General features: G+C 64.1%; 12 protein-coding genes and 1 tRNA gene. 6 read left to right on the top strand and 7 right to left on the bottom strand.

Going from position 1 to position 19,393, the window contains the following annotated elements; translation table 11 throughout:
* Nucleotides 1-1,187 precede the first annotated feature (1,187 nt).
* The gene (locus VT03_RS30580; RefSeq protein WP_156514870.1) at nucleotides 1,188-2,027 is read right to left on the bottom strand and encodes a hypothetical protein; all 840 of its coding nucleotides are present in this window, start codon (nucleotides 2,025-2,027) and stop codon (nucleotides 1,188-1,190) included.
* 764 nt (nucleotides 2,028-2,791) lie between these two features.
* Here VT03_RS30580 and VT03_RS33925 point away from each other — a divergent pair.
* The gene (locus VT03_RS33925) at nucleotides 2,792-3,814 is read left to right on the top strand and encodes a hypothetical protein (protein WP_156514869.1); all 1,023 of its coding nucleotides are present in this window, start codon (nucleotides 2,792-2,794) and stop codon (nucleotides 3,812-3,814) included.
* Nucleotides 3,815-4,260: 446 nt separating this feature from the next.
* On the opposite strand, the gene VT03_RS30575 is transcribed toward VT03_RS33925, so the two are convergent.
* Nucleotides 4,261-4,944 carry a hypothetical protein gene (locus tag VT03_RS30575; protein WP_075096502.1) on the bottom strand — a complete coding sequence of 228 codons (684 nt, stop codon included), beginning with the start codon at nucleotides 4,942-4,944 and terminating at the stop codon, nucleotides 4,261-4,263.
* A gap of 833 nt (nucleotides 4,945-5,777) precedes the next feature.
* Between VT03_RS30575 and VT03_RS30570 the strand changes: the two genes are divergently transcribed.
* From VT03_RS30570 to VT03_RS30560, 3 genes are all read left to right on the top strand, one after another.
* Nucleotides 5,778-7,568 carry a glycoside hydrolase family 2 TIM barrel-domain containing protein gene (locus tag VT03_RS30570; RefSeq protein WP_075096501.1) on the top strand — a complete coding sequence of 597 codons (1,791 nt, stop codon included), beginning with the start codon at nucleotides 5,778-5,780 and terminating at the stop codon, nucleotides 7,566-7,568.
* Nucleotides 7,569-7,947: 379 nt separating this feature from the next.
* Nucleotides 7,948-10,182 carry a glycoside hydrolase family 5 protein gene (locus VT03_RS30565; protein WP_075096500.1) on the top strand — a complete coding sequence of 745 codons (2,235 nt, stop codon included), beginning with the start codon at nucleotides 7,948-7,950 and terminating at the stop codon, nucleotides 10,180-10,182.
* 232 nt (nucleotides 10,183-10,414) lie between these two features.
* Nucleotides 10,415-11,803 (top strand): hypothetical protein, encoded by a 1,389-nt coding sequence (locus VT03_RS30560; protein WP_075096499.1) that lies wholly within the window; start codon nucleotides 10,415-10,417, stop codon nucleotides 11,801-11,803.
* Between the two features lie 524 nt (nucleotides 11,804-12,327).
* Here VT03_RS30560 and VT03_RS30555 read toward each other — a convergent pair.
* The 3 genes from VT03_RS30555 to VT03_RS30545 all read right to left on the bottom strand — a co-directional run bounded on the left by VT03_RS30555 (nucleotide 12,328) and on the right by VT03_RS30545 (nucleotide 14,477).
* Nucleotides 12,328-13,059 carry an SAM-dependent methyltransferase gene (locus VT03_RS30555; protein ID WP_075096498.1) on the bottom strand — a complete coding sequence of 244 codons (732 nt, stop codon included), beginning with the start codon at nucleotides 13,057-13,059 and terminating at the stop codon, nucleotides 12,328-12,330.
* A 183-nt stretch (nucleotides 13,060-13,242) separates the two neighbouring features.
* Nucleotides 13,243-13,716, bottom strand: coding sequence for a hypothetical protein (locus VT03_RS30550; protein ID WP_156514867.1), 474 nt, complete (start codon nucleotides 13,714-13,716; stop codon nucleotides 13,243-13,245).
* A gap of 230 nt (nucleotides 13,717-13,946) precedes the next feature.
* Nucleotides 13,947-14,477 (bottom strand): hypothetical protein, encoded by a 531-nt coding sequence (locus tag VT03_RS30545; protein WP_075096496.1) that lies wholly within the window; start codon nucleotides 14,475-14,477, stop codon nucleotides 13,947-13,949.
* A gap of 396 nt (nucleotides 14,478-14,873) precedes the next feature.
* On the opposite strand from VT03_RS30545, the gene VT03_RS30540 reads away from it, so the two are divergent.
* Nucleotides 14,874-15,827, top strand: coding sequence for a DUF1559 domain-containing protein (locus tag VT03_RS30540; RefSeq protein WP_197489125.1), 954 nt, complete (start codon nucleotides 14,874-14,876; stop codon nucleotides 15,825-15,827).
* Complete coding sequence (locus VT03_RS30535; RefSeq protein WP_075096494.1) at nucleotides 15,820-16,449, top strand: hypothetical protein; 630 nt, start codon at nucleotides 15,820-15,822, stop codon at nucleotides 16,447-16,449. Before VT03_RS30540 ends, VT03_RS30535 begins: the two co-directional genes overlap by 8 nt.
* Before the next feature lie 120 nt (nucleotides 16,450-16,569).
* Here the strand turns inward: VT03_RS30535 and VT03_RS30530 are convergent, their stop codons facing one another.
* Nucleotides 16,570-18,453 carry a hypothetical protein gene (locus tag VT03_RS30530; protein ID WP_156514866.1) on the bottom strand — a complete coding sequence of 628 codons (1,884 nt, stop codon included), beginning with the start codon at nucleotides 18,451-18,453 and terminating at the stop codon, nucleotides 16,570-16,572.
* Nucleotides 18,454-18,951: 498 nt separating this feature from the next.
* Nucleotides 18,952-19,025: transfer RNA gene (locus VT03_RS30525), tRNA-OTHER, on the bottom strand.
* Between the last annotated feature and the right edge of the window lie 368 nt (nucleotides 19,026-19,393).

Here is a 19,393-nt window from a genome sequence, read left to right as displayed (position 1 = left end):
TGCGAGATCGGGCGGCGATCGTGACGTCTGCGCTCATGGAAGGTCGGCTTCCATGGCTCCCGTCCTCGGAAACTGGTCGTCATCGGCCCGTCGCACGTTCTCCAGAGACTTCATCGATGTGCGCGTCAGCCACCCTGCCGTCTCTCCGGCGGGGTGGCCATGCCCCCCGGTCTGTCGATCGGGTCACTTTGGACCTGGAGGAGGAGCGGAGGGCGCGACGAGAGTTCGTTTCAACTCTTCCTCAGTCATGAGCGGGCGCGTCCGAAGATCCCTCTTGAGCTCCAGTAGTCGTTCTCGAATCGGCGGCGCTCGATCCGGGAACTCCAGGTACTCAGTCTGCCCGAGGAAGGCCGCCAAGACGGCGTTCAATTCCTACTGGCTGCTCTTGAGCTGGCCTCTGCTCTTCCGCAGTTCCATCTCCCCTTGACTGGCGAGCCTCTGTTGTGAGTCGGCACTGACTTGAGTGATCGTCAATCGACGCTCGGCTTCCCGTCTCCGCTGCCTCTCGATCAACCAGCCGAGGCCTACAACAACAATAGCCACAAGAAATCCGATGGTTGTGAAGCGAGGTTTGGACATGATCACAGGCCCGCGAGGAAAGGAAGGTGGCAGACCACTCGATCTTGCTTCAGGTCAGTTTTCGCGTTCAGGATAGGCAGGGTAGCTGGAGCGCTGGACCAGCGCGGTGTGAGATCGGGCGGCGATCGTGACGTCAGCGCTCATGAAGGGCCGCACTCCTGGTCCCAGTCCTCGAAAGATAACCGTCGATCTCCCATCGGCTGGGGCCGTCTCGCGTTTTCCGGAGGTATGGCCGGTGTGCGTCCCAGCCACCCCGCCGCGCCAATGTCCCGAGCCAGTGGCTCGTCGCCGTCGAGAAAGGCCCGCGCTGCGTTCACTCCTCCCCGGTGGGTTCGCGGCAGGTGAAGGATGACGTGGCCGGGGGACAGGAGACTTTGCGATACCCCGGCCCGAGTGGCGACGGGGCGCGAGTGGACAGGTCTCCTGATACGCGCGTTCGCAAAGGGAACGATCGGGAACGCTTGCCGGGGCTTCCCGTTAGTCGAGCCCCAGCCACCCCGCCGGCGTTGCGTGCCACCCGATCCGCTGGGCCGTCGCGCTCTTTGCAACTCGCGCGGGGAACACGCTTCTGTCAGCGACAGAGCGAATTCACGTCGGCATCCTCATTGTTACGGCCGGAGTGGAATCTCTTCGATTGTTCGGAAGGCCGGAGGCTCAAGTGTTGTATGTTGCTTCATATGAGGTATGTCCGCGAGTCTCTCAAATCGCATCACACCAGTTGAGTCTACGACAAGGCCGTAGATCGCACATGGGTCGTTGCACGATACGGCTTGCATCCCGCAAGCATCAGTGGGGCACGTTTGAAAGGGCATAAATCCAATATATCGCCACCCGTACAACTGCTTCCTACCACAAGGGTCTGTGGCGATGACAGCTTCGTAGAAGCCAAGCGGCACATTTGTGGCGAGAACGCTCATTTTCGAGCTTCCGCCGCCTTCGCCGAATGTGCTCCCAAGGCTGCTGACGAGGTCCGCCGTGCTCTTGATGATTTCATCCGTTTGCTGATCCGTCTTTATTCCGACTGACGTAAGGTTCCAGCCATTGTCAAGCTTTATGTTAAGCTCACCGATACCAAGTCCAGGTTGCAACTGGATTGAATATTCTTCCGCGAAATCTGGCATATACATCATCTGGATCGAGATCTTAGGTTTCGTACCATCAAGCACGGCGCCGCCCGGGCGTGCTGGTGGATGTTCGACAGTTTCCGGGGCCTGACCAGGTCGTGGCGCTGGAGGCTCGTTGCCCGACGCGAGCTGAATGCGCCCGGCACCGCCAACATCTGCGGTCATTTGTTGGAACTGAAGCGGTGCAGCCTGCTTGATTGTTGTCGTAGCTGTGATCGCTGGCTTGCCTGCATCAGGGGCAGAGTCCAGTGAGACAAAAAGGTAAGGCTTCGGTCTGTAGTACCGAACACCCTTGTCCTTTGCCGTTGGGTTCTTGTGAACCACAACACGAGTGCAAGAGAATGATACAACGCAGATCAAACAAGTGAGTAGAAGTCGTCGCATACCTGGCCCCCTGTCGGCGCAACCGTCACAAACTCGATATGTGGAACAGCCCGAAGAAGACGATCGACACTTTCAGATTCCAACTTGAGACCCCAGCGTCCAACGGGCAAAGCCGAGATGACCTTGCATGGTCAATTTCGCCATCTTGCCCGGTTTCTCACCTCTTGGTTGGTTTCGCCGCTTGACATCGGTTAGCGCTGCGCAGCAGGCTACACTCATTGTGAATGAATCATTTGGGCCAAAGCATCATGCCCGGGAATGACCGTGCGGTCGAGCATGCGAAGTGCGTTCTGACTTCAGGAACACGAAGAGTTCCATCATTCGCGTTCGGTCGTTGCATCACCAAAGCACGGCGAACTGAGATCGCGACTTTGAGGGCCTTCTTTGCCAAATGGGGAGAACGGTTACAGATTGATGCGAAGGAAGTACTGCGCTCCAGCCCGAAGCGTATCACCGGGCCTGCTGGAGAGCACCTCTTGTATCGACAACGGGTGTGTGAGAGGCCAGTAAGTAAGGCATGGCTCCGTATTGACCTTGACCTAGATGGAAACGTGGCGGCCTTCTCGAATCGCTGGATTCCGGAGGCGCACGCGCGCTCCATTGCAGTGCCGATTCGCGGAGATCGGCTTACGCAAGCTGACGCCGAGCGAGTCTTCGGAGTCCGGCATCGTCGGTGGAGTATTTGTAAGCAACCGAGGCTTTCGATGCTTCGGCAGGGGCGGTCTGCGCTGACCACTTGGAAGATTCCCTCGGTCGACACTAAAGGCGCACCACATAACTTGTATCTCGACGCGAGGGGAGGCGCGGTTGTCTATACCGAAAGGTTGCAGTTTGATCTTTCCGGAACGGGGCTCGTGTTCACGCCGAATCCAATGGTGATGGCAAACAACGTGGATTTCGATTTGGCCGGTGGAGTTCCAACGAGTCTCTATTCGGAGGTCGTTCTAAGAGATTTGCGACCGACTGGGTTCCTGGACGGTCCATGGGTCACTACTGCTGCCGCCCCCCGTGGAAGCCGGATCTACCGTCCATCCGGCGACTTCCGTGTCCGTCGGTCGAACGCGGGATTCTCCGAAGTGATGGCTTACTACCACATCGATGCAGCTCAGAGACGGGTGCGCGATTTAGGAATCGCGACGGCTGCGCCATTCTCAGTTCCGGTCAACCCATATGGTGTGGGCACTGAATCATCGTACAGTGCCGCGACAAAGACAATCACATTGGCCTACGACGGGAACACGCCTGACGGCGAAGATGCGGAGATAATCCTGCACGAGTATGGCCACGCAATTCACGACTATGTTGTGCACGGCTTCGGACAAGACTCACAGTCACGCGCGATGGCTGAAGGGTTTTGCGACTACTTCGCGGCAACTCACTTTGACTCTGTCAAGGGGCCCTGTTTCAGGCCCGGAATTGCCAGTTGGGATGCTAAAGGAGAAGCAAGACGAGGTCGACCTCCGTTTCTTCGGCGATTAGACAACTCCGAGGTCCTCTCAGCCACGAGTAACCCCATCGAGTTCTGGTCGAGCTGCCTTTGGGCGCTCAGAGAGCGGTTTGGGCCGATGAAGGGCGATAAACTTGCAATCGGCTTTTTCTACTACGTGCCAACGAGTTGTTCGTTTGCGGACTCGGCCGCCTATATTCTGGCAGCAAATCAACTGTATTTCGGGGGACGTGACGAACGTGAGATCAAGCAAGTCTTTCGGGCTCGTGGAATCGGCTGAGTCAAGGTCCGGAGGCGGAAGGGTGGCATGGCCACAGCCTTGTGTGGCCATGTTGTCGGGAACCGGGAGGAGTGCCAGGTGCCACCCGCTGGCAGTACTGGGCCAGCGGTGATTGGATGCCCGACTTGGTTTGAGCGCTGCTGGCCCCAGTGCCAGCACGCCAAGTTGGGTGATGTTCGTTCGGAGTCGAACCCATCCGTTTTTGCTCCCGAGCGGCAGGGCTCTTCTTGTCGGGCCAACGCGGTGGCCTTGCCATCCGCCGGGTGACCCGCGCGTAGCTTGCGGACTCTTCCGTTGACCTGCGACGCCCGTAATGGCTTGGACCGTTCCTCATTGAAACGCCTCCGGCGGCAAGGGGCTGTGTTGTGATCTTGGGGCCCTTGACCCCGGCTCTGGGGCTGCGTCGTAGCAAAGCGATGTCCTTGACGAAGCGCCGCCGCTCACTTTCATTTTGCCCCCGCCGCCACAAGCACCTTGCGGACATCCGCGGTGACGCCCGCTTTGGCCGGATGGTCGCTCGTCACCAGCAGGCCGAGCGCCGTCGAGCCGCCGCCGTACATGCTGGCCGTGGCGTTCACGTCGGCTCCCGCTTCGATCAGCAGGCGGGTGACCTCCGCGAGGTTGAGCGGCACCCGCTGGCGGTGCGTCTCAACGCCGTTCGAGCCGATGTAGTGCAGCAGGGTCGAACGATGGCCGAACCGCGATCTCCGGTGAACCAGCGACGGATCGCCGGCGAGAAGCCCGCGGAGCGTCTCGACATCCCCGCGGAGCAGCGTCTCCACGGCGAGCTCAAAGTCCGCGTCCGGCGGGGCGACCCCTTCGGCCTCCGCATGAGACCAGTCGGCGAAGCCATACTCCCTGGCAAGGGTCTGCCGGGCATCATCCAGCGTGAAGACGCTGCTCATGATGTCGTCGGCGGAACGGCACGCCAGCCCGGGATGCCAGCAGGTGATCTGCGGGACCACCGCCCGGTCGCCCGCCCGGTGCCCCTCGACGAGTCGGTTCGCCTGCCGGTCCAGCTGGTCGCGAATGGGAAGCCGTCGGACGGCCTCGATGAGCACGTCCCGATAGAGTCGTTCGACCTCCCGGACCTGATCGCAGACATACACGGGGTGTTCGCCTTCGCGCATTCGATTCCCCTCCGCTTCGGTCGCCGCGTTTCCTCGACTGTTCCCTCGGGCTGGCCAGCACGACGTTACCGCCGTCGAGGTCACGCAGCCAGATCACGGTGATTCGGGCGTTCCGGCACCATTTTGCGAAGGGGAGATCCGCTGACAGGAGAGCCGGTCGCTCTCCTTGGCCGGTCGGAATGTCAGCCCCGGACCCTCTTGTACCGATTGAGGGGGGGCGACGAGATCCCCGCCCCGTTCCGCGGATGGTGGACCTGACAATGGAGCGATTTTTTCGCGTCCGAGCCGGCGGAACCCGGCGTGTGCCGATAGAAGGGCGTCCGACACCGCGTTCCCGAAGTGCCAAGGGAGGCGGGAAGCGTGCGCCCCGAGTCCGAGGGATCGGACCGCCGGAAACGGACACCTGACAATGGGGCGATTTTTTCGCGCACCGCCGCCTCCGACCGGACCCGACAGAGACGCTCCGTCGACGGACCCCCTGCTCGCCACTCGTCACCGCAGCCCCTCGAAAGAGGTTAGGGGGCATGCGATGCCGTGCCGCGTCTGGACACAACCCGTTCTCAACGGTTCTCGACGGTCGGCCTCCGGCGGGCAGGGGGGGCTGCCCCCCCTGCACCCCCCACCAGGGCCCCTGCCCTGGACCCGGGATCAGTCCTCGCCGAATGAGAGTCACTCGCAAATTCGAACCGGATTCGGACGCACATCCTCCGCCGATCCGCGGTGTAGAGAGCGACCTTGAGTTCCGGTTAACGTTTCCCATCGCCCGCCGTTCTGGCGGCAACCGACGACTCATCGCCGACAACCGTCGAACCCACTTCCCGGATCAGCCCCTCATGTTGCGATTCGCTCTCGCATCCCTCGCCCTTCTCGTCGCGTCTCCGTTCCTCGCCCCTCAGTCCCTTCACGCCCAGGCGATCAGGACATCGCTCGTCCAGCGGGACGGCCGCTGGCAACTGATGCGGGACGGGCAGCCGTACTTCATCAAGGGGGGCGGAGGAGGGGGGTCGAAGTTGGTCCTCCGGGAGTGCGACGGCAACTCGTTCCGTACCTGGGGCGTCGGGGCCGAGACCGCGGCGGAGCTGGACGAGGCCCGTAAGCTCGGGCTGACCGTTTCGGTCGGGATCTGGCTGGGGCACAAGGAGCACGGGTTCGACTACACGAACGCCCAGGCGGTCGCGAAGCAGCTCGAAGACGCCCGCCAGGCGGTGCGGACGTACAAGGATCATCCGGCGGTCCTGGTGTGGGGGATCGGGAACGAGATGGAGGTCAACAACGAGGGGCCGGAGGTCTGGCGGGCGATTCAGGAGATTGCCCGGGCGGTCCATGAGATCGATCCGAACCACCCAACCATGACCGTCATTGCGGAGCTCGGCAAGGACAAGGTGCAGCAGATCCACGAGCTCTGCCCGGACATCGACATCATCGGCGTCAACACGTACGGCGGCGGGCCGTCGCTGGCGAAGCGGTATCGCGAGGCCAGGGGGACCAAGCCGTACATCATCACGGAGTTCGGTCCGCCGGGGACGTGGGAGATTCCCCTCAACGCCTTCGGTGCCCCGAGCGAGCAGACCAGCACCGCCAAGGCGAAGTCGTATCGGGAGATCTACGAGAAGTCGGTCACCGGGGCGCCGGAGCTGTGCCTCGGGTCGTATGCCTTCACCTGGGGGCACAAGATCGAGGCAACCGCGACCTGGTTCGGGATGTTCCTTCCCGACGGCGACCGGCTGGCGGCGGTCGACACGATGCAGGAGCTGTGGTCGGGCAAGGCTCCGCAGCATCCCGTCCCCGCGATGGAGTCACTCAAGCTGGCCGGTCCCGATCAGGTGAAGGCGGGCGAGACGGTCGAGGCCGAGGTCAAAGTCGGTTCCGGCGCGGGGGACGTCAAGATCCACTGGGCCCTCTACAGCGAGCAGGGGAACTACGGTGTCACGGGGACCGGGGCGGAGGCGACGCCGCAGTATCCGGATGCCATCCGCGAAAACGGCGGGAAGACCGTCCGCGTGAAGACGCCGATGTCGGGCGGGATCTACCGGCTGTACTGCTACCTGCACAACGACCACGGAGGGGCGGCGGTCGGATCGCTGCCGATCCAGGTGAAGGGGCCCAAGACGCTGATCAAGGCTCCGGCGGCGAAGTTGCCGTTCGCGGTCCTCTCGGACGACGCGAAGGGGCCGTACATCCCGTCGGGCTGGATGGGGGACGCCGGGTCGATCTCGATGGACGAAGGTTCGACGACGACCCCGCACTCCGGGAAGACCTGCCTGAAGGTGTCGTACGAGAAGAAGGGGGGCTGGGGGAGCGTGGTCTGGCAGCATCCGGCGAATGACTGGGGGGAGCAGCCGGGCGGGTTCGATGTGACGGGTGCGGAGGCGCTGACCTTCTGGGCGCGGGGGGAGTCCGGGGGAGAGAAGGTGGTCTTCGGGTATGGGCTGCTGGGGATTGAGCGGAAGTATCACGACAGCTCGAAGGGGGAGATCGAAGTAACGCTCACGCCGGAGTGGAAGCAGTACACGATCGACCTGGGCGAGAAGGAGCTGACGCGGATCAAGAGCGGGTTCCTGTGGCGGATCGGGACCCCGGACGGTCCGATGACGTTTTACGTCGATGACATCGAGTATCGATGAGCATCCTTGCCGGCACGACGGTGTTACTTCAAACCCAACGTGCCACGGCAGCCGGGGTCAAGGGGGCCTCGCCCCCTTGCCGCCGGAGGCACTTCCCTCGCGGAACCGTGGGACACAACGGACGTCCCTTTGTGGTACCGGCGTTCAGAACTCACCGCTCCACGCGCAACCCCCGCGGGTTGATGTGGGGGCATACGACGCAGCGTCCGCGTCTGGACACACAAGGCTTCCGGCAGTGCCCGGCGGACAGGCCCCCATGTATCCCCCACCAGGGTACCCCTGGACCCGGTGAGAGGATCGCGTTCATCACTTTGGTGGAATTCATTTCGTTAGAATCGCTCTGACTCCACTTGGCGCTACGCTCGCGTTCGGATCACCCATGCCACTTCGTCACCTCCTCTCCCTCCTCATCGCCCTCGTCCTGCTGGCCTCCGGTCGGATCGCCGCCGCCGACAACCTGATCGCCAACGGCACCTTCGAGACCGACGCCGACAGCGATCACTGGCCGGATCGCTGGGGAAAGCTGAAGTCGGGCGGGACCTGGGAAACGGAGAACGACAACCACTTCCTCCGCCTCCACTCGGACAAAGCCGGCCAAACAGTCCTGCACTACCAGCTCCAGCCCCTCCCGCCGGACGCCCGCGCGGTCGAGCTCTCCTGGCGGTGGCGCGTCAGCGACCTGAAAACGGGCAAACAGTCGCACCACGACGCCCGCATCATGCTCGGCCTCCTCGACGCCTCCGGCAAGAAACTCCCCGGCGCCCCCGGAGCCCCGTTCGTCCGCAAAAGCACCGAAGGCTGGGTCGAACGGAGTATCCACTTCCTCATCCCCGCCGAGGCCAAGACGCTCGAACTCATGCCCGCGCTGCTCGAAGTCGAGTCCGGAACCCTCGACCTCGACGACGTGGCCCTGCGGAACGTCGATCCCGCCCCCATCGAGGCGGAGGCCAAAGCGGCCGCAGACGCTCGCGCCGCCAAGCAGGCTCGCGACGCCGCGGCGCGGAGCGGAAAGGCCGCCAAGCTCCTTGCCGCCACCGGCTCGCTCGTCACGAACGGCGGCTTCGAGACCGACGCGAAGAAACAGGACGGCAAACCGGACGACTGGGGACTGCCGAAGAACGGCACCTGGGAGACCGAAGGGGAAGGGGACGCGAAGAACCACTTCGTCCGCCTGAAGTCCTCGCAGCCCGGGGAGACGGTCATGCTCTACCGGCTGATCGACGTCCCGGCCGACGTCGAGGCGGTCGAGCTGACATGGCGGCAGCGGGTCAGCGATCTGAAGCCGGGCAAGATGCCGTGGTTCGACGCGCGGATCATGATGCACTTCAAAGACGCGGCCGGAAAGCAGATGCCCGGGTCCCCCGCCGCGCCGGCGGCCCGCAAGGACTCTGGCGGCTGGACCGATAAGAGCGCCAAGTTTCTCATTCCCAAGGGGGCGGTGACGCTCGAGTTCATGCCGTCGCTGTTCCAGGTGGAGAAGGGGACGCTCGACCTCGACGACATCGCCGTCCGTCCAACGGACGCCGCCCCGCTGATCGCCGCGGCGGCCAGGCGGGCGGAAGAGGAGCGGCTGGCGAACGTGCCGGCCGAGGAGCCGAACAGCGCCAAGTGGCCGCCGGAGCTGCACGTCGAAGGGAACAAGGTCCTGACGCCCGACGGCAAACCGGTGGTCCTGCAGGGGGTGAACGTCGTCAGCCTCGAGTTCCTGCTGCGGGGCGACCACGTCCTGAAGTCGTGCCAGGTCGCGGTCGACGACTGGAAGAGCACGATCATCCGGCTCCCGGTGAAGGAGAGCTACTGGTTCGGCCGCGAGCCGGAGCAGGCGGACGGCGGGGCGGCGTACCGCAAGCTGGTGGACGACGCGATCACGATGGTCGCCAACCGCGGGGCGTACGTGCTGCTCGATCTGCACCGCTTCCGCGCACCGAAGGCGGAGCACGTCGAGTTCTGGACCGCCGCCGCGACGAAGTACAAGAACCATCCGGCGGTCCTCTTCGATCTGTTCAACGAGCCGCATGGGATGTCGTGGGAGGTGTGGCGGGACGGCGGGTTCATCGCCGAGAAGGAGAAGCCGGCCGATGAGGACGCGTTCCTCTCACCCGAGGAGAAGGCCAAGAACGCGAAGGGGTTTCAGTCGGTCGGGATGCAGAAGCTGATCGATGCCGTCCGCGAGACCGGGGCGAAGAACATCGTCGTCCCCGGGGGCCTCGACTGGGCGTACGACCTGTCGGGGATTGCGAAGGGGTTTGAGCTCGACGAGCGGGGCGGGAACGGCCTCATCTATTCGACGCACATCTATCCGTGGAAGTCGAACTGGAAGGAGAAGGTGCTCGTCGTCGCGGCGAAGCATCCGGTGCTGGTCGGGGAGGTGGGCTGCGACATCAAGAAGATGGACTTCATTCCGCTGGAGAACCAGGAGGACCCGTACACGTGGGCTCCGGACATGCTGGGCTTCATGCAGCAGCACGGCCTGCACTGGACGGCGTTCTCGTTCCATCCGGGTGCGTCGCCGGTGATGCTGACGGGATGGGACTACACGCCAACGCCGTTCTGGGGCGCCTTCGTGAAGCGGGCCCTGGCCGGCGAGCAGTTTCCGCGGGACCGCCCGCGCTAACGCGGGGTGCATCTCATCCCCGGATCCAGGGCAGGTGCCCTGGTGGGGGATGCAAGGGGGCCAAAGAAACAACACAGTCCCCCTTGCCGGCCGAAGGCTTTGGCCGTCGAGGCATGTCTGAAGGAGTGAGTGTCCAAACGCGAACGACATGCCGGATGCCCCTCACCAACCGCACTGATCCCGGCAGGGAGGGGGAGTCCAAGGTGGATCTCGCTCATTGAGCAGGTGTGGCATGCGATCCGTCGTGATGTGTCTTTGTCTCCCGCTGGCCGCGTTTGTGAGCGCGATTCCGGTCCAGGGGGATGATGTCGCGGTGGTTCATGCGTTTTCCGGCAACCAGGGTCCCGGCTGGAAGGCGTCCATCGACGTTGCCGGGGCGGTCGGGCCGCAGCATGTTGTCGACTTCGACGTCGCCGGCTTCGTCGTGCATGACAAGCGGTCGGGCGAAGTGCGGCGCAGGTTGACCACGCGCGAGTTCTGGCAGCAGGTCGAGCCGGCCGGAACGCTCGTTCCCGTCCAGAACGCGAACGACGCCCGCCTCCTCTACGATCCGCTCTCCGAACGCTGGTTCGCCTGCGCGGCCGGGACCACCGAGCCCGATTGCTTCCTCGCCGTGTCGACGAGTTCCGATCCCCTGCAACCCTGGCGCGGCGCGAAGCTCCCCCTGCCGCGGATCAACCCCTACATGCGGATGGGAATCGACCGGAACGGGCTCTACGTCTGTTCCTGCAACGGCGACGCCGACTTTCAAAAGGGGACCGACGCCTACGTCTTGCCCAAGGCGGACGCCATTGCCGCCGGCGGGCCGGTCCTGACTCGCGGCCAGGCCTTCCCGGGGCTGCAGTTCAGCTCCATGCCGGCCTTCGATCCCGACCCCGACAAACCGGCCGACGCGCCCGCGGTCCTGCTCGCCAACGAGTTCATCGACGGCACCTGCGGCCGTCTCGTTCTCTACAAGATCACGTGGTCGGGAACCAAGGCGAGCGTCTCGGACGCGCATGTCGTTCCGCTTGCCTCGACATACCTGACTCCGGACAACAGGACGCCGCTCATGGAGGCGGTCCAGCCTCCGCCGGGGCCGAGCATCCGCGCCGGAGGAGGGGGGCGGAGGATCGACAGCGCCTTCGTCCGCAACGGCAGCGTCTACGGCTGCAACGGGGCCAAGCGGGCCCGCGACTCCCGGCCGGGGATCCTGTGGTACGGAGTCCGGATCCGCGACGGAGCCCTGATCCAGGAAGGCTTCGTCGATTCACCCGACCGCGACTTCATCCACCCTTCGATTGCCGTCGACAGCCGGGGGAACGTCGGCATCGGCTGCACCGCGACCTCGAAGACCGAGTTCCCGTCGGTGTACGTGATGATGCACGGGGCGACCGATCCCCCCGGCTCGATGCGCAAGCCGGTCTCCGCGCTGCCGGGGACGACGGCTTACCGGTATGCGGGTGTGTCCTCAGTCAACCTGAGTCACTACTCGGCCACCTGTGTCGACCCGGCGAATCCGATGCTGCTGTGGACGCTGCAGGCTTATTCCGCGAGCGACGTCGACCGGCAGTGGTGCACGGGGTGGGCCGCTTTCCAGATGACGACCTTCGATCGCCTTCCTCCGACGCGGAGCGAGTGATCGCGCGTCCCGCGGGCGACAGAGTGGCCTTCGCGTGGATCTCCCGTTCCCAACAATATGGCTGCCTGAAGCGGTGTCCACGCCATCCGCCCGTGACGGCTTGGACAGTCTCCACGCCCCTCCGCAAAGCCTCCGTGGCGTGGCCCCCACCGCGAGATCGCTCGCGCTAGCGCGGCACCTATTCCACCGGGTCCAGGGGCTACCCTGGTGGGGGATGCAAGGGAGGGCGGCGTTGTTTTCTTGGCCCCTTGCCCGCCGGAGGCTTGTCTGGTCGGACACCGCCGGAAGCCTTGTGTGCGCAAGCGCGGACCACGTGTCGCATACCCCCTCACCAACCCACACCGATCACGGCTCGCTCGCCGAGCCGGAACGGCGTTCCCGTCCGGGGAAGTCGGCGTACTCTCATCAACGGCTGGTAACGGCGCCGCTCGTCAAAACACGAGCAGTAGCCCCCGGCGGGACCGATCCTGTCAACGCGGACGGAGTCCGGCCAACGCCAAGGGGAGGTGGCAATCCCCTCGCGGTCATTCGGAGGGCTGGCGGAAGAGATAGGTGCCGTAACCCAGGGTCCGGCGTCCCCATTGGAGGTAGGCGTCCATCCACCGGCGGCGGCGTTCGAGCAGGGCGGTGGTCTCCGGAGTGGGCGGCCCCTTGGCCGCGAGACGCTCGATGGTCCGCTGATGCCCCCATTCGAAATGGTCCCACTCGTCGAGGTTGGCGGTCCAGGCAGCGAGCGGAATGAGCCCCATGTCTCTCGCGATCGCGATGTTGGAGGCGTGCGTCCGGTCGTCGGGCGGAAACGCGCCGAGGATTGCTCGATACTCCGGCGCGGCGGGACGCTCCAGATAGGGTTCGCCCACGAGCAGGAGACCGCCCGGGATGACCCACCGTCGCAACCGTCGGAGGGCCGCCGCGTACGCACCGTCGCCGAGTTCGAAGGCGTGGGTCGAGCCGAGGCACAGGGCGAGGTCGACCGAAGCGGGATCGATCTCGAGCGTTCGGGCATCCGCTTCCAGGAAGCGGACCTCCCCGGCGTCGACCCGGCCATCCGCCCGCTGCCGAGCTTCGCGGATCCGTTCGGCGGAGAGATCGATCCCGAGGCCGCGAAGGGGAGACCGCTCGCGGAGCCGGATCAGGACTTCGCCGCTGCCGCATCCGACATCGAGCACGGACTGGCCAGGGCGGAGCTCCAGCGTCTCGAAGACCTCGGCCATTTTTTCGGCGCTCACGGGAGCATTCCACAACAACTCGGACATTCGACCTCCGGCCGGGTGGCATCCCCGTGGCTCTGCACGAGCATGGAGGAGTATGCCGCTCCCTTCTGTTCCCAACAACATGACCGCGCAAGGCAGCGGCCATGCCACCCCGCCGACACCGTTCTGAGGCGCGTTCGTGAAGCGGGCCCTGGCGGGTGAACAGCTACCACGGGACCGGTCGCGTCATCGCAGACCGCCATAGGGCGTGAACGGAGTCAGCTCGAGTATGGCTTCCCACAACCTGCAGTACCGTCGCGCCTTCGCCTTGTCCTCGTCACTCCCGCCGCATTCGACCGTGAAATAGGGACCGTAGGCATCGATCGTGACCCTCTGGCCGAAAAGATGGATCACGAGCCGCGTCTGCTCCTGATCGGTGGCGTACAGAGTGGGGAATGCGCCGAAGGTCAGCAGGTCCTCTTCCAGTACGATCTGTTTCAATCCATCAATTCGTTCCCGGGGAACGGACTGCCGCAGCACGACGAGCTGGTCGTCATACCTGGGGGGCTGACGCACCAGGACAGTCTGGGTCAGCAGCCCGTGCTTATGAATCGTCACGGTCCATGTCGAGAGGTCGGACGTCAGCCCGGGCTCCAGCAACGCCATGCCAAAGAGGTCGCCGTCGCCCAACTGCAGCGGGGAAAGGATCGGACTGTTCATGGGGCTGGGGGCGTCCTCTCGTCCAGGGGAGAGGACATGGTACGCCGCATCCACCCCGAGAACATCGCCGTCCTCCTCTCCCACTCGCCCGACGCACCGTCCTTGCTGGCCCAAAGCAGAACGGCCGTGCCACACGCTCGCCGTCGAAGGGAGAGGGCCTGAGCCGGACGAGGCCTCCGGGCGACATCAGACGCATCTCCCGCCCGAGAGGCGAAAGAGGCCATGTCGACTCAGCCATCACCCTTGGCGCTGTTCTCCGGATAGGGGACGTGCCGGATGCCACCCTTCTCACCCAGGAGGAATCGTCCGTAGACGTAGGACTTCGTCAGCTTCTTCTCGGGCAGCTTCTTCCAGTAGACCTGCATCATTCCGGTGTAGGCCTTGCGGTCTCCGACAAGCCACTTCGGCATGCGGACCGGCGGGTCGAGGTACGTCTGGCTGTTGATCTTCTCGAAGAACATGTTGACGCTCCCGGAGTCGATGGAGTCGTCCTCCTTCTCTCCGTTCGTCAGCCGCTCCGTGATCTCTTTCAGGACCGCGTTCTTCTTGGGGAGGTCATCCAGCAGAAAGACGACGCGGGCATCGCCGGCGCCCGAGACGTTGTGCACGACGTAGAGGTCGTCCCCCGCACTGGAGATCCAGCACTTCGCCAGGTCGCCGTCCCGTTCGAAACGCTCCTGATCCTTGGCCATCGACCAGCTGCTGATGACGTAGAGCAGGACGAACGCCACCACGATTCCGCCGAGAATCCACCACAACATCGCTTCCACCCTCCCTTAAGGCCGCCATGGAGCTGTTGTTACCCGCCCGTCTGCGTTTGTCGGACCATCCCGCACCGACATCGCATCTCGGGTGTCATCCTACTGGCCATATTTGAGGCCGACAACCAGCGGGTCGAGGGCCCGGCAAGTCGCTGGTCCCCCAGAAGAAGATCCGCGCAAGTCGGCGAAGTCCGAGTTCGCCAAACGTCTTGCCGCACTCTCCCCCTGACGATCAATAACGTCTCCCGCGGACCAGCCTCGGGAACTCCGGATGTCTACGGGGGCCGCAGGCGGGGACTCGCGTCGCGATTGCGAACTGGGACGGGGCACTCGAAAATGCCGCGGGACCGGATGTCAGGCGGCCGAGAGCATCCGACCAGCATGGGGGCCAGTTCCATGTGGCGACCGCGGCGAATCCCACGGGCGGCGTGCAGCACGCATCGCGCGAGCCGCGGCGTCACCGTTATTGAGATCCTGGTGGCGGCCGGGATTCTGGGCCTGCTGCTGGCGCTCGTTCTCCCCGCAGTGCAGCAGTCCCGGATGGCCGCGATGCGGATGGAGTGCTCGAACCACTTGCGGCAGATCGGTCTGGCGGGGCAGCAGTATCACGACACGTACGGATTCCTGCCCGGTTACCAGATGCTGTACCGACTGTTCCCCTACCTCGGTCTGCGGGACTGGTTTGATGCCGGAGCATCGGACCGTGACTTTGGCAAATGGCACCCCATCCTGCTTTGCCCCGTGGATCGGCTGCATGACCCGGTCGAGTCATCCGGACCGTACAGTTACCTGGTGGCAGGTGGAAGTTGTCTCCACTGCGGAGAGGGAATCTTCCAATCCGGGCCCGCGATGGACCGGGGAGTCTCCTGGAATGAGGTCACCGACGGTCTCTCATCGACGGCATTCTTTTCCGAGCGCCGCGCCAGCCTGCACTTTCCTGTCTTTCCGACCACCGACGAAGCCGGGATCGCGGCCTGCCAGGCCGACCCCGTCCGGTGCGTCTGGAATCTGAAGTCGGTCTTCGGACCGGAACAGGACGCGGACTACATCGCGGCGTGCCGTGACCCGCAGCAGCGTTTCGACCCGCATCCGGCACGGCACGACAGGCGAGTGTACTGGAGGACGGCCAGCTCGGGTTACGGGCATCTCCTCCCACCGAACACGCCATCGGGTTACCGAGGATATCCCTTCGAGACCAGTTACTGGAGAGCCGCCTCCAGCCATCACGCCGGAGGGGTGAACCTGCTCCTGTGCGACGGCGCCGTGAGGTTCGTCTCGGACACGATCCACGTCCCGGTCTGGTGGGCGCTGGGCACCCGCAGTGGCAATGATGTCGTTGGAGATGACTAACTCCGTTCGGATCGCTGGCCTCACCGCTGTCGCCATCGTCCTCATCGGTGGTGTCGTGCTCTGGCAACGGTCGATCGTTCCCCCGGCGGTCCCGCCGCGTCATTCCTTCGTTTCGGACACCAAGCCGGGCCAGGCTCCGAGTCCAGCGCCGGGCCAACCGCCGGCCCGGACACTGAGCCGAATCGCAACCGCCAAGGGATGGACCATCAATGGCCGGCCGGTCGTAGACGGCCTGACGCTGCGGCCCGGCGAGAAGCTGGCGATCCAGATCGATCTGCAACTGGCGGCCGAAGGCACGCCGAAGCCGCGGGAGCCCTGGTCGGCCCAGGGGCCGTGGATCGCCGGGAAGGATCTTTTGAATGTCTGGATTCGTTTCGCCCAGGACGTTCCGTGGAGCGACCAGGAGATCGTGAGGAGCATTCACCACCTCTCAAAGCGGCGACCGAAGCGTCCGAACGAACCGCACGCTGGTCTCGGGATCGCTCCCCAGAGGATCGGCGAATACGAACTCCAGGTCGTCGTTCACAATCAGAAGATGGGAGCGTTTGGAATCAACACCTGGACGGGAGGCGATGTCGTGGCCGCATACCGCGTGCGCGTCGCTCCTCCCGACGCCGAATGAACGACCCGCGACAACGGGCGAGGGAACGTCCCCGCGGCTTTGCACGGGCATCGAAGAGTCTCCGCCACGGCGCGCCGCAGGAAGGGCGTGCCACATGGCCGGGATGAAAGTCCCGCCGCTTCACCCGTTGGAGGGCCTCCCTGCTCGTGAGTCGTCATCGGGCAAGAGCCAGTGTCTTGTCTTCGACCAGCCAAGAAAGCAACGGATCTCCCTATCGTTTGGGAACTGGTCAATGGAGACGCCGTCTGCCGCCAGTTCCAGGCCGCGGAGCGCGGGTCGAAATCGATGCCGAAACGCTTCGGTCTGCCTGGTGAGATGGTCGTCCGCCCAAGCGAGGAACTCGGCGACGGCGGTCGTGGGAAGCAGGGCCAGAAAGAAAACCATCTGACGCCACGCTGAGGCGGTGTTCTTCAACATCGTCAACCTGGCGTGCCACAGATCGACCTTCGTCTGCTGACGCTGGCAGATCCACTGGAAGCAATGTTGAGCCATCCCGGCGAGTTCCCCACGGAGTTCAGTGTTCAGGTTCAACCCGACGAACAATGCGGCGAGGTTCTGCGTCGTGAGAATCTGCTGCCGCTCGAGGATCATTCCATTGGTCGCGGGATCCCCGCTTCCAAGCGAGACTCCGGCGCCGGCCGCGCAGTACTGGGCGAACAGGTCCGAATCTGGCTGTCGCGCCTCCCCGAACGACGTTCCCTTTGTCGGTTCCTGCGCTTTTGGCAGCTTCCGAACGACCTCGTAGTCGACGCTGTAGTAGCGCGCGTAAAGCGAGCCAGTCAGCAGGTCGGCTGCACGCCAGGCCGCCTCGACGAACTTTCCGGAGAACTGCCCCATGAAAATGTCGGCCGCCAGTTCGTCGACCAGGGGTATCTCCAGATCGGCACTCTTCACGAGAGCGCGCAGCTCCTGAAGGAGCTTGTTCGGGAGGATGGCGTGAGGGAACGATGACAGCGTCAGGACCGCGATTTCCTCAAGGGCCTGTCGGGCAAACTCCTTACTGGAGAGGTCGTCGCTCCGAAACCGCTCGATTGCCCTGACCCAGGGCAGCTCTTCAATCTGAACCTGCTTCTCGAGGTTCAGGAGGAGGAGCGAGCGTCGCTGCCGGAAAGCGCGGTAGATCGCGGCATAGAGTTGTCTCAGCGTCGGATCCCTGATTCCCAGGGCGCGAAGGCCGGAAGTCATCTGCGGCAAGATCCTGGCCAGCGTTTCCCCCGAGGTGATCAACCCGCGCTCGATCAGCACGGCGACGGTTTCGTTCAAGCAACGCTCGACCTTGCGCCGGATCGAAGTCGGAACGACGGTCCCTTCGGGAACCCCGGAGAAGTCGGCCTCTTGCGCCGTGACGGGCCCGTTCAGCGAACTCACATTGTCAATCCCATCCGCGCCGGCGTGCCTCTCCAGGCGCGGGACCACGATAGCGGCGATCGCGTGAAAAGTCGGAGCACTGACATCCGCCGCTTGCTGTCGTCGCGCCTCGACGCAACGTGGGGAATCCGGCGCCCCCCGTTTCGTCAGGTAGCGATCGAGAATGTGGCGAACGCGTCCCACTTCGCGGCCGGTCAAGCTGCCCGGAAATCGGGCGCACTTGTCGAGGAACTGACGAAGCTGAGCGGCATGTCCATGCGGCCGTTCTGTCTTTCCACCGGGGGCTTGCTCCTCTTTCAACGCCGACCACTCGCGGAGGATGCCGAGGGCGCGCTGCGGCCAAGCGTCGGGGTAGTGCTGGCAGGGCCAGCCATTCACGACGGTTTCGAGGAACATCGCAATGATGCGGTCGTGGAGCGGGAGCCAAACGCGGACGGCCCTCCGCTGCGCCGCGATGCGCGGGTTGGGTTTGATCCTGCGGAGGTCCTCGATCGTCTTGCGCACGTCCTGCAGGTGGATGCGTGAACCGAATCGGTGCGGTTGCTCCAATGGAACCGGGTAGAAGCGAAGTCGCGGGAAGAACGGCGAAAGCTCGTTGAGCAGTTCGCGGGCCTCCTCGACGTGCCCGTTCTCCACGAGCCATGCCGTGACCAGCAGGGCCCCCTCCTCCGGAACGGATACGTCGTAGCAGCCTGAATGAATCCGGCCAGTCAGTTCGGCGAGGCCCGCGTCGGACAGGAAATGAGCATTCAGTGCGAGACGCTCGTCACCTGCCGGAGTTCCCGGGATGCGTTCGAGGAACGTCGCCTCGTGTTCCTGGAGAGGACCACCTGCCAGGAGTTCGCCCGTGGCAAAGCCACCGGCGGCAACTTCCAGAGTGGCCCAGCCCGGGATTCCTTCGATGGGCGTCCTCGCCCCGTACTGGACGGACCCCGTCAGGATGTTTTTGAGGACCGTCTCCCAGCGGGAGATCTTCTCCCTCGCCCGTTGCCGGGTCGCTGGGTCATCGTGTTGCTCGCTGGTCGTCAGAGCTTTTGCGATCTGGAAAGCGGCGTACCCCGGGCTCACGTTTGTCGGCTTCACCTCGCCGCCCGGTTCTTGTGCGCGCTCTGCCATCTCACGATCACCGCAGATTGGGTCCGGGGGCTGGATTCGAACCAGCGCCCACTCGGTCCAAGCCGAGCGTTCTACCGCTGAACTACCCCGGAATGATTTGCACTCACCTCGACACGCCAACGTTCGAACGCGCCTGCCGGCCCAGGTCGAATCGCCATTCGGTGGCAATGAGGTCCTTGACGGATCTGCCTTCGAATCCGCTGACGCGTCAGAGATCCGAATATATTGCAAGATGTCGGCTTCAAGAAGGAGGCCGCAACCGCGGCGTGGCCTGGCACCGGCTTTGTGCGGCTGTGTTCTCGGGGACTTGGAGCAGCGGCAACAACTCCATGCCCGTGAAGCCGCGCAACGGACAGGCACCCATGCTGTGGTCACGCCATCTCGCCCGTCTTAGGATGTCGTTCCCCCGTTCATGGGAAGGAGCATGCTGTGACCGCTCGAAGGCTTCGTCCGCTGCGCG

This window comes from Planctomyces sp. SH-PL14 (assembly GCF_001610835.1).
GTDB lineage: Bacteria > Planctomycetota > Planctomycetia > Planctomycetales > Planctomycetaceae > Planctomyces_A.
This window is presented reverse-complemented; position numbering and strand designations above follow the sequence as displayed.